Here is a 13,329-nt window from a genome sequence, read left to right on the forward strand (position 1 = left end):
ACACAAACTGCGCAGACCTTCGGCCGCCTGCCCTCGAGGGACACTTGGACGGCACCAGACCGAATGAGCGTCCGGAATCACGCGCTTCCATCAATTCTGGGATAGCAAAGATGCGAACCGGAGGGTGGTGCTCTTTGGCTGCAACGTGTGCTCAAGAGCTTTAATGTTCAGTTTAAGAGGCATCTGGCCGGCCATGCCGCTGAAAATGCAAGTCCCCGTCGGCAGGGTTGGGATCGACTCCTCGGTCAGCTTATCGATGTACGAGACGGCGCTGGCGATCGATTGCAGGTCTTTCTGGTTGATCAGCCGATGAATAAAGTAGTTGTGCGCCTGGGATGTGATAGTCGGCGATATGTCGTTCGGCCGCTGACTGGCAATGGTTACGAAGACCCCGAATTTTCGTCCTTCCTTGATGATCTCTTCGAAGGTTTCGAGGCGATAGTCCTTCCAGCTCTCCGTTTCCCGCGAAGACTCGGTTGATAAGATGTTGTGGGCTTCATCGACGACAATGTTCAGTGTTTTTCCCTGAAACGATGTCTTGTGCTCCTGATAGATGCGGCGGCAGAGCAGCAGCGGGATCGTTTTCTTCATTTCCAGATTGACGTCGTTCAAGTTGACGACGACCACGTTCGTGGCAAAAACGTCGCCGTGAACGGCCGGGTTGAAAACCTTTCTGATGTCGCTCTGCTTACTCCGAAGCTTGTTTATCACCGGGGCGATGTGTTCGTTCTGGGCCCGGTTTGCGAGAACGTCGTAAATGAGTTGGACATACGAGAAGGTCACAAAATCCGCGATGATGTCGTCCTCGAAGTCGAGATTTGCGACATGGCTGTATACGACGGTGCTTTGGATCGCCGGCAGATTGTTACGCAAATATTCCTGGCCGCGTTTGTATTGGGCAGTCGTGTTGTGCCATTCGAGGTCGGAAGCGAGTTCGACCGCGTCTCCATTCTGATCGTGATCAGGAAGCACCTGCCGTAGATAGTCTAATAATAAGTCCGCCCTTACCTTGTCCGACATCCCAAGTATTTGCGTGATCTGCTGCCTGACGATGTTCCTGAGATGTCCGATCGGATCATTTCCGCTCATAACGGCCTCATACCTCGAGAGGACACGGCGCAGGAAAGGCTTCTGCGTCTTCTCGGTGGCATCCGAAATAATCGAAAGCATCTCCAGGTCCAGCAGACCTGCGTTTCCAAGCGGCACCGTGTCCCCGGTGTTAACTCTGGTCGAGAGATTGTAGACGGTCTTGTCACCGGCAATGCAGTCGGTGTGCGCGTATTCGCCATTGAAGTCGAACAGTATGATCCGGCAGTTGTCGTTAAACCTTTGATGATTTATAGCGCGTAACTCGGTGACAAAATGCTGGTAGAGGGTGGCCAATGTGTTCGACTTACCGCTCCCAGTGTTTCCAAAAATAGCGATGTGACTGTTCATCAACCCGTCCACCGGAAGGGCAATGTCGTAGCCCTCATACTCCGAGGTCGCGATATGCAAGGCTATTCCGTCCTCTGCGATGAGATTGTGAACCTGGAGAACTCGCTCACGAGTAAGCAGAAAGGCCTCGTTTCCGACCAGCGGGAGCTCCTTGGTCCCTCCATAGAATCGACCTCCCCGATCAATGAACCCGACCAGCGCCACAGAAAGCACGCGGCGGCCGCGAACAACCGGATCGCCATCTTCGAATCGGGAAGTGTCAGGGTTGGCATTCTCGCCCTCGACCTTACCTATAAGGCTCACGAACCCCTTTCGGATGTCCATGTAGCTCCCGACCGCGATGTTCCTCAGAAGATCGCCGTCGTAGAATAGCTCGGACAGGTTCTTATCCTTGTCGACAGTGACGAGAATCCGTCGCCCGGTGACGCCCGAGACTTCCCCCACCCGAAGTACAGCCTCCTTCTGGAGACGGACATCACTCATTGCGGCGCACCGCTTTCGGGGATGATTGCGCGCAAAATGGCATTGAAGGACTTGAAGTCGATCGACGGGCCCTGGCCCGGCGCAACAATCGTGATATTCCGGTTCTGAGCGAACTTGCTCGAGAACCCCGCCACATTTGCATCGGAATATGCGAAGATCAGTAATTGGGAGGTCGGATTGCGAAGGGCACGCTGGGTAATGTCGAGAATATGCTCGTCCGCAAACGAGAAGCCGAACGCAACGAGAAGTGCGTTGTCCTTGTCCATGCAGTTGGACAAAAGGCGAAGCAAGTCGAAATAGACACGCTCCATCAAAGCGGATTCGAACTTCCTGAGGTTCGGGAGTATCAACGCGCGGGTTCCCAATGCGGCCGTCACCGCAGCAGGATCAATTTTGCTCACGTTACCTGAGAGCTTTACGCCATCCGACGCGAAACGAATCTCCTTATCGGTGTCTCTCATCCAACTTAGCGACCCGTGCACCTTGATCAGGTTCAAGACAGGCAGTTCGACTATCCGGTCGGTCATGTTGCCGGACCGGTAGGTCCTGTCGAAGTATCTTGCTGGCGAAAAGAGATACCTGTTGCCGACTGCCGACGTCCGATCGAAACCGTCGTTCAACGTAACATTGGGAAGTTTGGACGCCGCCTTCTCAATAAAGAGGTCGTAGTTCGTGGTGAAAATGTTCGCTTGCCGGGGCAGGAGAATGTTCTTCCGCTCGAACAAGATTGCATCAATGATGGATAGAAAGTCGACGTAGTTGGAAAGCGTCTCGACGAGCGGTTCGTCATCAATATCTGCCAGCAGATCAACGTTCCTTTCAGCAAGCTCCTCGATGAAATCGAGTGCAACCAGATTTGCCTGTTCTAAATCGCCCCCCATGAGGAGGCCGTTGATTTGCGCTTCGATATCGCCAGCAACCTGAATGGCGGGCATCGACGCGCCTGATCCGATCAGGAAATTCAAGTTTCCAGATTGAATATAGGATTCAACCAGCTTCCTAACGTCGTCAGCTTGGTCCGAGAGAATCAATTTTCGCGCCATAAGAGAAATAAAGCGCATTCCCGTTAAGCGGGCAACATGGGTAACGTGGCAGGTCGTGGAGCCAGTCCCGGAACCGTGACCTTGAAGATGTCTTGGCGTCGATCGGTCGCGCACAGCGTCCGCGAGAAAACATCCGGCTCCGGCAACGCGAATTGGGGCGGTTCACTACCCACGTTTTACCGCATTCAGCGCCCATGATTAGCGCCATGGTCTCGCCATCCCTTTCACTGGTCAGCCGCCATTAACCAGCCCACGGGCAAACGCATCCTGCTCCTCAGTCAGCGAGATCGACAATTGACACTCATCGGCTTATCTCCATCGAGCCGTTTTCCGCTTCCAACCGCGGACTTGCGTGCAGCCGGAGTCCTAACGCTTCAGCCGGTTTTTTTCAACGAGACAAGACAAGTTCCAGCTGGCCCTCGACCCGCCAAGCTCCGCCGCCCGGAGCGGGCGGCCCACATCCCCAGGTTGGGCTCATGCAAATTTTCGCCTTTTGGCCCCGGCCGTTGCGATTGGCCCTCCCTGTCCGAAAGGAAGGTGATCAAGCCGTTCTCTGCCGCTAGAAAGACAACCGCGGTCGCCAGGTCATCCCAGCGCGGAAGGACCGCGGGGAGTAGCGGGTTGTCGCGGGCGACCGCTCCATACGCAGTCTCGTCGGCTTGGCCTAAGGCCACGAGTGCCTCGCAAGCGATCAGATAGGCGGTTATGAAGTCGTGTTCCCAGCCAGTTTCGCGACTGCCGGGGAGATTGTTTGACAGGAACTCGATTACAGGTCCAAGCCATAGCGAGGACGGCGGCTCCCCCGTCTTGCCTTGTGCCTCGCCTCGATTTCGCACGAAGTCCGGCGGGTCGACCCGGGTACCAAACACACCTTCCATGAGAAGATCGATCCGGTGTGAGACGTCGAGCCGTCTCCAATGCAGAGCCGCCTCGCCCGCGAACTCGACCTCTGCAATCTCTCTATCGGAAGCGCCGGCAAGGCCCTCAAGCGACCTAGCCGGCACCATGAATACAGAACCGTTGCTGAATTCGACAACGGCCATGCCGGACCGTCTGTCGTAAAGGACTTGCTTGGTGTTTGATGAGGCATGTGAACTCCTGCGCCGGAGGCGGCTTGGTCTAATCACTCGGCTGCGTTCGATGAGTCGAAATGCGCTTTCTGGTGTCTCGGCGGTGGTGTCGTTCAGGGTCTGAACGAACCGGCTCGGAATGTAGGCCTTGCGTCTCCTGCGTCCTCTTGACTTACCGACGACGCAGCCAGCCGACTTCAGGTCACGGTTTTGTCATGCCATCACCATCCGGAAGCTCGTCGCCTGGGTCGGGGTCGGTCTTGGGGGCGCGGTCTGGGATCGCCAACGCCGACTGCTCCAGTTCTTCATTCGATTGGGGGTTGGGACCGATCTCCACGACAAAGGCAGCATCGAAGCCAGTCCTCTCGCCCGGGTATCCTCTGGCATTCGAGATCACCCGAGTATTGCCAACGACATAGTCGTTTCGATGATGGACGTGACCGTGTGCCCACAAATTTGGTCCGGCCTCCCATAGCAAGTCTTCCAAGTCGGAAGCATAGGAAGCTGAGAGTGGATCGTGCCGGAAACCGAGGTCGATCGAACGCGGAGACGGTGCGTGATGCGTAACGACGACTGTCGTTAGCCCTGCCCGTTCTCGCAATTCATTGGCGATGAAATCGCGGGTCTCAAGATGTTTTCGATAGGCGTCAATGGGCTTGAATTTGCGAAACGGTTCCTTCGAGAATTTAATCTTCTTGTAGTCGTTCATCCCGTGCGCGGCGTACGACATGGCGACTTCCGGATTACGGCCGAACAACCGAAAATCGCTCCAAAGAGCCCCTCCAATGAACCGGACATCATCGATGTCGACAGCCCCATTCTCAAGAAAATGGACGTTTGGAAAACGACCGGCGAACTCGTGGGCGTCCCGGATGCCTTCCTGCACGGACGCCGAATAAAACTCATGATTTCCCGGCACGAAAACCACGGGGATGGCATGGGCAAAGGTATCGGCCAGCCATTGAAGGCTCGGGATGATGCCCTTGTCGAGAACGTCGCCAGCGCAAACCATGACATCGGCGTCGTCTGGCGGAGACTGCAAAAATGGCTGTCCAAATTCCAAGTGGAGGTCTGAGAGGACCCAAAGTTTCATGACTGCTGTCCCTATTGCGGCAGAGGAAAAAAGAGGACCTGGTTAAGCGAGACAGTCAAAGCGCTAGTGATGGCCTGCTTGGGTAGAGCCAACCCATCACCGCCTTTCTCATCGAAATCGCCAATGCGTCGTGATAAATCTCAAGTGCGGACTTCGCTTCGGTGGCGGAAAGCCAACCGTCGCCCAGACGCCATCGGCGAAAAAACAATGCATTGAGACGATGGCATCGGGAATCGTCCACCATGCTTCGCAGATCAGCAGGCGTTGCTGGCGGCACGGTTTCGGCATCGGGAGGCGGACTAGACTTATCGGACTTTTCGACATTCGGCGTCCGCATTGTCCAGGTCTCCTCGTTCACGGAGGTGACAATCGCGTCTATCTCAGAGCGGATGTCGTCCGGCACGCCCGCAGCGGCGTCGAAAGCCGCCCTGACAAACCTGGCATCGCTCACGAAATCGAGGTTCCACTCCGTCGGATTGTCCCGCCATAGGACCGTTTCGGCAGCTTTTGTCCAGCGCCCACCCTCTACGAGTCCGAGAGCCTCCAGCACTAAGTATGCGTTGAACGTAGCACGAGCCGGGCCGGCTCCATTGGCAGCCGCGATATTGGTTCCTGGCATGTCGCCGCGATCGTCCGTCTTCAGCGACGGAACGCGCCTATCCAACGGCCGGAATCGCAGCTGGCCGTTCTGGGCGGCGACATAGATGACCGCAATCGAGATATCATCCCACCTTGGCGGCTCCTCGGGACGGGCTGGAAATCGTCGCGGCTTGGCTCCCCCCACAGTCTCATTCGCCTGCCCCAGTGCGACAAGCGCCGCGCACCCGATCTCATAGGCGGTCATGTAGTAGTGTTCCCACCCAGCCTCGCGACGGTAAGGCAATTCGTAGGAGAAAAATTCGGCAACTGGTCGAGCCCAAGCGGCGAACTCGGCTGCCTGCGTATCGTTATGTAGTCGGCCCATAGCGCGCGTCGCAATTTCTTCCATAAAACTCGGACGGCCGAAAATTCCAGCCATGAGCATCGCGATCTCGTGATTAAGCTCGAGCGTTTCCCAACGGAGGGCCGTCTCGCCAAGAACTTCGACCCCGGCGATGTCCTTCTCGGACGCTTCGGCCAGCCCATCGAGCGATCGAGCCGGAACCATGAAAGCCGAGCCGTTTTCGAACTCGATCACGATCCGGCGCGACGAGTAATCGTAGTAGGCATCACTCGGAGCCGGATGCTTCAATGGGAAATCGGCATCACGCTTGGTCTTGACTACAATGCGGCGTCCCAGCGGTTGAAAGCCCATCTCGTCGAGACCGGACCCAAGCGACTTTTCTCCGCCTTGGCCGATCTTGTCGCGGCGATTGACCCGCCTTCGTCGACGCCCCCGCACCATCTATCCTTCTCCCATGCGGCGCGGCAGCTTCGCCAAGCTGACAGTGGGCATCCGGTGTCGTTGCACGATCTCAGCGACTTCGTCGCCGGACAACATTCTCGTTTCCATCAGACGTTCGACGATAGCATCCAGGGCCGTTCGCCTGGATCGAATGATGGACTTCACGCGGTCGAATTCGCTCTGCAGCAGGTCGTGAACACGCCTCCGGAACTCCGGGTTATACGTTCGCAGTCGCTCGAGTTGATCGACGGGGTCTTCGACGAGAAGGGTGTGCCCCATCCCGCGAGCACCCTCCAGCATAGTCGCAATCTCCGTCGCCCTGTTGAGGTCCGCGTCTTCAGAGCCCGAAGCGCCGTCGGAAAAGCAACCGAAGACTTCCTTTTCGGCGGCGATCCCGCCAAGGCAAACCGCGATCGCGTTCAGATAGTCGGCCCGCGTCTTTGCTCGAGCACCCATTTCGCCGTACTGTACGAAGCCGAGTTCGCTGGATTTCCCTTCGATCCGGTATCGGGAAATCCTGACTTCCGTCACCTCTCCGTGGCCGATTTCCATTACGACGAGGGCATGACCTGCTTCATGGACAGCGAGATTGCGAACGAAGTCATCCGAAAGCTCCCTCAACGTTCGAAGTTGGGCAATGACGTGAATTCCCGAAAGAACCTCACGATGGCGTCGCGCTGCCCGCCTGGCGTCACGAGCGAGTTGTTCGATATCGGCCCCGGAGAAACCCTCGGTGGCCATGCAGAACATGTCGCCTTGTGAGGGATCAAGCTCGATACCGCTGTGGAATTTCAAGATCGACAGTCGTGATTGTGTGTCGGGCAGCGCGATCTCGAAATGACGGTCGAGCCGTCCGGCACGCCGGATCGCCGGATCGAGCCTGTTGACATGGTTACATGCCGCGACGACCACCACACCTTCCCTGCCATGAAAACCGTCGAGAAGCTCGAGGAAACCGGCGATCGCGGCCGTCCAGTAGGAGTCGTTGTGATCACCGCTGTTCCGGCTGCCATACGTGTCTGCTTCGTCGACAAAAAGTATGCTCGGCGCATTCTTTTTGGCTTCCGCGAAAGCCTTCCGCATGGCTCTCAAAAAGTGGTCAAGCGACCCCGCGCTTTGCCAAGTCGAAAACGACCCGACGATGATGGATACGCCACAGCTGTTTGCCAGTGCACGCATGAAGGTTGTCTTTCCGGTTCCCGTCGGACCGGAAAGCAAGACCCCGTCGTCCACGTCCGCCCACTGGATGCGGCCCGCTCGGTAATCGTCGATGTCCTGGGCGAGATCATTCCCCCAGTCCACTACCGGCCCGTATCCGTGCATGTCCGCGAGCGTCGGCCCGCCGATCTTGGCGACCGGCGCAGCGGCCGGCGTGTCGGGTCGCGGATACTGCCTCAACCTCTGCAATGCCAGCGTGGGCGATCGACCTTCCTGGAAGGCCTTGTCCAGTCGTGACCACGGCTCCAACAGCAGTAAGCCGACGTCCCTGTCGGTGATGGGCAATCCCAAACGCTTGAAGGCGGCCTCGACATGGCTTCTGGTCCGCGCCGGGACATCAACCACCGCGTCCGCAAATAACCTTGCCTCGTCATCCAGCTCGGTCTTGGGCTCTTTGAGGAAGATTGCCCGGTCCGATCTCTGGACCTCAAATTGATTCCTGAAGGAATGACGGTCGCTCCAATCGCTGACGAACGGCCGAGTTCCCAGCTTGTAGTCAGCGACACACTTTAGAAAAACACGAGCCGCCGTGGTAAAGATGGGAACGCTGCCTTCCTCAGATAGGCAGAGGATCACCTTGAACTTCGCGTTCTTCTTGTTCCACGGCCGGGCTGCTGCCGCGATTAAGCAAAAGGCGAGATAGACCGGAAGGGTAATGAAGTCCTCGTCATCGGGTTGACTGAGCTTCCACGGCGGACGCGGCTTGCTTCTGGATGGCTGCACCGAGTTCACGATTTCAAGAAATTCCACGATATCCATCAATGCCAGTCCCCCAATGGGCTAGGTCTCTCCCGGAGCCGTTCGCCCCGGACTTCGACGCGCGTCCGGGAGTGATGCCGTCGAAAAGCCGTTCGTGCGAGGCGCAATCTTTAGGAAGGCTGGCAGTCACATTGGGTACGCCAGTCTTCTTGTTCCATCGCCGCAGCGCGGCGAGGACGCGGTGCCCGGTGAAAACTAGAATGGTTATGACGGTTCCGTCGATCGCTTGGTCGGACATCCACGCCGCGGACGGCTTGCCGCGGCGGCGTTTCGTCATTGTTGTATTCTCGTTCGGTAGACCCTGTTTTTCGATCACAGCGTGTCCCTCAGAAAACTGGACTTTCCGCGAAGACGTTCTCCCCAGTACTCTGGTTCGACGCGGGTGCCGAGGCGATACCAGCGGCTCATCGTCCGGGCTATTCCGCGATCCGGGTCGAAATAGAAAAGCTCGCTAGAAAATGCAGGTCTGCCGTCAGAGATATTTGGGTGTCCAAGTGGCCTACCAATCAGGCATGGAACCGCACGCTTGCCCAAGGTCCAACTGTTCATGGCAGCGTCAGGTGCTTGCGCCTCCTCACACCGATCGACGTCCTCCAGATCGTCCGCGAGACGTCGCAGGCATTTAATCAGGGACGACCGGGACATCCCAAACCATTCGTGTAATGCCGAATCGCACTTACGCATTTTTGACGTCTCCGTTCTATGGGACATATCGAATCTCCATAGACCGGCTATAAACGTTCAAATAGCAAACGGAAGACTCCAAACTACAGTTATTGACAAGTAATTGGCCTGACCGGCTTTGTCGCCCTATGAAGACACCGACTTCCGCCGACGCACTGCGGGCCGCACGAGCGCTGTTGGGCGTCTCGATCCGCGACCTTGAGCCCCGCGTCGGGTTGATGCGAAAGGCAATAGCCGCCTCGGAATCCGGAAATTCAACGATCCTCGAGCACAACCTCAAACTCATCGAGTTCTACGAGGCCGAGGGCATCGAATTTTTGGGCGACCTGTCGTTCGGAAAAAAAGTCGGTCGACCGGGTGCGAGGTGGAGAGCGCCAGACGATCGTTCCCTATCATCGTTAGCGGCCAGTGGGCTGAATTATCACACCGAAAGATTTCGCAATTCGTTCGCGGCCGCGCGAGCTCTGCTAGGTGACAAACAAAGTGTCATCGCAAAGGCCACGCGCCTCCCAGCGACAACTGTCAGCTCGCTCGAGCTCGGCCAACTGTGGCAAAACCCATCAGAAACTCTGCTTCAGTATTACATTGAAAGAGGCGTGGAATTCCTTGGCTGGCAGGATGCTGTCCGTCCAAACGTATATTTCGGTGTTGGCGTCAGGTGGGCAGCCGACAAGGCACAAGACTGAGTTTATGGAATTGGGCAACGCACGCAGCGGACTTTATTATGGCGTGCGTAGGCGGTGAGCGCACCGTAACCAGAGGCGCGCCGCGCTCCTGACCACGCTCATCACGAAAACGCTCTCAATGGGACGTACCTTTCATAAAGCTTTGAAAACTAGAGACGCGGGAAAAAATCTTGATTCCGAAGGGCGGATTTCTTCCGAATGAAGCGAAAAATTTTTTCCCGCCATAAGGTCGGCACGTCGCACGCTCGGGCAAACGCTGATCATTCAATATCTCTGATGTTATCCATAAGCTCTATTCGTTTGAATGATGGGTCCCGGAGGCCCATATTGTGATCACGGACATGGACGAACCTCCCATCGATGACCATGCCCTGACCTAAAGAAAGGAACCGGAAAATGACCACGCTCACCTATCGCGGTGGCGGCAAGCCCTTCACCTCCGGCGCAGGCCGCTTCGATCTGGCAAATTATGCCCGCAAGCTCGTGCTCGCCTGGACCCGCTGGCGGACCGCCCGTGAAATCGAAGCTATGCCCTTCGACATCCGCAAGGACATCGGCTGGCCGAGCACGGACGACAACAAACACCGGACCATGTAATGAATGCGACATTCCTCCTAAGATGAGGGCGGCGTCTGCATCACGCAACGCCGCCTTTTTCGTGGCTTGACCGTTCCTTCCCAGGCCGTTTTCAGCCTTGAAGTTCAGTCGCCTGTCAGCCCGTTCTTTGCTCCATCTGCAGCCCTCCTCGCGGTTTGACTGGCGAGATCGCGACCAATGTCGCATATTTGCTCTTCCCGGCCGCATTTTTCCATGCCAGTGTCGCTTTCAGGACATCGGCGCGACGCATTCCGCGCAACGAATATGTCATCGTTCCTCGAGCATGGATTTCGCTATGAACAGGATGCAGATCAAGAAGCGTTCGCTGGTCTTCTTTATGGTACCGCAATTCACCATGCTGCCCTTTTCGGCGGCCGTGGACACTTTGCGCATCGCCAATCGCATGCTCGGCTATCAGGCCTATACCTGGCGGCTCGCCTCTCTCGACGGGGATAAGGTCTATTCTTCGTGCGGCATCGGCGTCGAGGCCAATTCCTCGCTCGCCGAGGAGCGCCGCCATCTCGGCGGCGAAAACCGGCCGGGCATGGTGCTCGTCTGTTCCGGCATCGATGTCGAGCAGTTCAACAACAAGTCGGTCAATGCCTGGCTGCGTGAATGCTACAATCGCGGCGTTGCCGTCGGCAGCCTCTGTACGGGCGCACATGTGTTGGCCCAGGCCGGCCTGCTGAACGGCAAGCGCTGCGCCATCCACTGGGAAAACCTGCCGGGCTTTTCGGAAGCCTTCCCGCAGGCCGAAGTCTATGCCGATCTCTACGAGATCGACGGCAATCTCTATACCTGCGCCGGCGGCACCGCCTCGCTTGACATGATGCTGAACCTCGTCGGCGAGGATTTCGGCGAAAGCCTCGTCAATCGCATCTGCGAGCAGCACCTGACCGACCGCGTGCGCAACCCGCATGACCGCCAGCGCCTGCCGCTGCGCGCCCGCCTCGGCGTGCAGAACGCCAAGGTGCTGTCGATCATCGAGCTGATGGAAGGCAATCTCGCCGAGCCGCTGTCGCTGATCGAGATCGCCGACGGCGCCGGTCTCTCGCGCCGCCAGATCGAGCGGCTGTTCCGCCAGGAGATGGGCCGCTCGCCGGCCCGCTACTATCTGGAAATCCGCCTCGATCGCGCCCGCCACCTGCTGGTGCAGTCCTCGATGCCCGTCGTCGAGGTCGCAGTCGCCTGCGGCTTCGTCTCGGCCTCGCACTTTTCCAAGTGTTATCGCGAACTCTACCATCGCTCGCCGCAGCAGGAGCGCGCCGAGCGCAAGATGACCATGGCGACCGCGCGTCAACAGGCGGTCGCGGCCTGAGAGTTTGAAAGAGCGCGCCGCCTGAAATGAAAGGGCGGCGCCTTGCCAGAATGGCTCTATTGCGCCGCTTCTTCCGTCATCCTGGCGTCGGAAAAGACTTGGTTGCGGCCTCGGTGCTTGGCCATGTAGAGGAACTGGTCAGCGGCGTTGAGATAGTTCTCGAAGGTTTCGTAGCCCTCGATTTCGGCGATGCCGATCGAGATGGTGACGCCGAGTTCCTCGTCGTCGGCCGTCACCTTCAGCCGCGAGATGTCCGAGCGGATCTCGTCGCAGAGTTTGGTCGCGGCAGCCGAATCCATCTGCGGGAAAAGGATGGCGAATTCTTCGCCGCCAAGCCGCGAGAGCAGATTGTCGCTGCCCTCGAAGATCGTGAACAGCCTGTTTGCGACAGCCTTCAGCACCTTGTCGCCGATCTCGTGGCCATAGGTGTCATTCAGCCGCTTGAAATGATCGATATCGAGAATGGCCACCGAACTCGGCACTTTCAGCCGCAGGCACTCGTTCACCAGCTTCGGGCCGTTGTCGTAGAAATAGCGGCGGTTGTAGAGTCCGGTCAGGTAGTCGCAGGCCGCCGCCGCTCGCAACTGCCGCATCTGCGCCAGCGTTTCGGCATTGTTGGCGATGCGGCATTGCAATTCCTCGGCGACGAAGGGACGGTAGACGAAATCGCTGGCGCCGGCCTTCAGGAAACTGGCAGACAGCATGCGGTCGTTGGAGGAGGAGACGCCGATGACGCGCAGTCTGTCGGAACCGAAGCGATGGCGGATACGCCGCGTCAGCTCGTAGCCGCTCATATCGGGCATATGGTGGTCGGTGACGACGAGTTCGATATCGCTGTAAGCCTCGAGCGCGGCTAGCGCCTCGAGCCCCGAATTTGCCTCGACGACGAGATATTGCTGCGCCTTCAGGAGGTCGACCAGCACCTGGCGCACCGAGACGACATCATCGACGACGAGGACCCGCGTCTTGCGGTTGGAGATCGCCCGCCGAACGGTGGCGACCAGATTGTCGAGCGCGAATTCATTGTCCTTGAGCACATAATCGATGACATTGCGCTCCATGATCCTGTTGCGCGTGTTGAGATCGAATGTCGCGGTAAAGACGATCGCCGGGATATCGTGCTCGATCGTGCAGTCGAGCGCTTCGCCATAGGGCGAATCCGGCAGGTTGAGATCGACGACGGCCATGGTGTAGCCGTGACCGTCCTCGGCAAGTTCTTCGCGAAGAGCCTTCAGCGACGGGCAGGATTTGACTGCAAGGCCGAGCTCGGTCTGGAACCGATGGCAGAGCACAGCGGAAAACATCCGGGAATCTTCAACCAGAAGTATCTTGAGCCCGCCTGAACGGAGCCCGATGCCATCTCGCTGAAAATCCGCTTGAAAAGCCACAGCCGCTATTCCCCCATGCGTCCGATGGCCCCGACTCGGCCCTCTCCCCGGCGCGGCGGACGATAACCGAGGGGCCTGCGCGCGTGAAGGGGACAAATGACGGCGTTACTTGTAATTGCAGAAATTCGATGACGGTCTGCGACCGTCATCTCCGCCCCGCTGGCGATGC

At 57.7% G+C, this 13,329-nt stretch carries 11 protein-coding genes; 3 read left to right on the top strand and 8 right to left on the bottom strand.

Translation table 11 applies throughout. The features are described 5' to 3' along the window. Window positions 1-90: 90 nt before the first annotated feature. The 7 genes from CO657_RS11180 to CO657_RS11210 form a co-directional block, all read right to left on the bottom strand. A complete protein-coding gene (locus CO657_RS11180) occupies window positions 91-1,920 on the bottom strand; it encodes an ATP-binding protein (RefSeq protein WP_054185661.1) in 1,830 nt (609 codons plus the stop codon). Then, a complete protein-coding gene (locus tag CO657_RS11185) occupies window positions 1,917-2,885 on the bottom strand; it encodes an SIR2 family protein (protein WP_164918674.1) in 969 nt (322 codons plus the stop codon). Before CO657_RS11185 ends, CO657_RS11180 begins: the two co-directional genes overlap by 4 nt. 452 nt (window positions 2,886-3,337) lie before the next feature. Next, window positions 3,338-4,006, bottom strand: a complete 669-nt coding sequence (locus tag CO657_RS11190; RefSeq protein WP_054185659.1) for a DUF2442 domain-containing protein — start codon at window positions 4,004-4,006, stop codon at window positions 3,338-3,340. Window positions 4,007-4,235: 229 nt separating this feature from the next. After that, window positions 4,236-5,126, bottom strand: a complete 891-nt coding sequence (locus CO657_RS11195) for a metallophosphoesterase (RefSeq protein WP_054185658.1) — start codon at window positions 5,124-5,126, stop codon at window positions 4,236-4,238. A gap of 55 nt (window positions 5,127-5,181) precedes the next feature. After that, window positions 5,182-6,510, bottom strand: a complete 1,329-nt coding sequence (locus tag CO657_RS11200) for a DUF2442 domain-containing protein (protein ID WP_054185657.1) — start codon at window positions 6,508-6,510, stop codon at window positions 5,182-5,184. Further along, window positions 6,511-8,487: an AAA family ATPase gene (locus CO657_RS11205; RefSeq protein WP_054185656.1), complete on the bottom strand. Its 1,977-nt coding sequence runs from the start codon at window positions 8,485-8,487 to the stop codon at window positions 6,511-6,513. Then, the gene (locus CO657_RS11210) at window positions 8,465-8,764 is read right to left on the bottom strand and encodes a hypothetical protein (RefSeq protein ID WP_128715544.1); all 300 of its coding nucleotides are present in this window, start codon (window positions 8,762-8,764) and stop codon (window positions 8,465-8,467) included. The genes CO657_RS11205 and CO657_RS11210 overlap by 23 nt, the downstream gene beginning before the upstream one ends. A 535-nt stretch (window positions 8,765-9,299) precedes the next feature. Between CO657_RS11210 and CO657_RS11220 the strand changes: the two genes are divergently transcribed. The 3 genes from CO657_RS11220 (at window position 9,300) to CO657_RS11230 (ending at window position 11,772) form a co-directional block, all read left to right on the top strand. Then, window positions 9,300-9,857, top strand: a complete 558-nt coding sequence (locus CO657_RS11220; protein ID WP_054185655.1) for a hypothetical protein — start codon at window positions 9,300-9,302, stop codon at window positions 9,855-9,857. A gap of 396 nt (window positions 9,858-10,253) precedes the next feature. Beyond that, complete coding sequence (locus CO657_RS11225) at window positions 10,254-10,454, top strand: hypothetical protein (RefSeq protein ID WP_003593933.1); 201 nt, start codon at window positions 10,254-10,256, stop codon at window positions 10,452-10,454. 295 nt (window positions 10,455-10,749) lie between these two features. After that, window positions 10,750-11,772: a GlxA family transcriptional regulator gene (locus CO657_RS11230; RefSeq protein ID WP_054185682.1), complete on the top strand. Its 1,023-nt coding sequence runs from the start codon at window positions 10,750-10,752 to the stop codon at window positions 11,770-11,772. 56 nt (window positions 11,773-11,828) lie between these two features. Here the strand turns inward: CO657_RS11230 and CO657_RS11235 are convergent, their stop codons facing one another. Next, on the bottom strand, window positions 11,829-13,160 hold the full coding sequence (locus CO657_RS11235; RefSeq protein WP_003593931.1) for a diguanylate cyclase: 1,332 nt from the start codon (window positions 13,158-13,160) through the stop codon (window positions 11,829-11,831). Window positions 13,161-13,329 lie beyond the last annotated feature (169 nt).

Source organism: Rhizobium acidisoli, from assembly GCF_002531755.2.
Lineage (GTDB): Bacteria > Pseudomonadota > Alphaproteobacteria > Rhizobiales > Rhizobiaceae > Rhizobium > Rhizobium acidisoli.

Coding starts and splice junctions, on each gene's coding strand:
- CO657_RS11180 (WP_054185661.1), bottom strand. CDS start 1,920: ATGAGTGATGTCCGTCTCCAGAAGGAGGCTGTACTTCGGGTGGGGGAA.
- CO657_RS11190 (WP_054185659.1), bottom strand. CDS start 4,006: ATGGCCGTTGTCGAATTCAGCAACGGTTCTGTATTCATGGTGCCGGCT.
- CO657_RS11195 (WP_054185658.1), bottom strand. CDS start 5,126: ATGAAACTTTGGGTCCTCTCAGACCTCCACTTGGAATTTGGACAGCCA.
- CO657_RS11200 (WP_054185657.1), bottom strand. CDS start 6,510: ATGGTGCGGGGGCGTCGACGAAGGCGGGTCAATCGCCGCGACAAGATC.
- CO657_RS11205 (WP_054185656.1), bottom strand. CDS start 8,487: ATGGATATCGTGGAATTTCTTGAAATCGTGAACTCGGTGCAGCCATCC.
- CO657_RS11210 (WP_128715544.1), bottom strand. CDS start 8,764: ATGACGAAACGCCGCCGCGGCAAGCCGTCCGCGGCGTGGATGTCCGAC.
- CO657_RS11220 (WP_054185655.1), top strand. CDS start 9,300: ATGAAGACACCGACTTCCGCCGACGCACTGCGGGCCGCACGAGCGCTG.
- CO657_RS11225 (WP_003593933.1), top strand. CDS start 10,254: ATGACCACGCTCACCTATCGCGGTGGCGGCAAGCCCTTCACCTCCGGC.
- CO657_RS11230 (WP_054185682.1), top strand. CDS start 10,750: ATGAACAGGATGCAGATCAAGAAGCGTTCGCTGGTCTTCTTTATGGTA.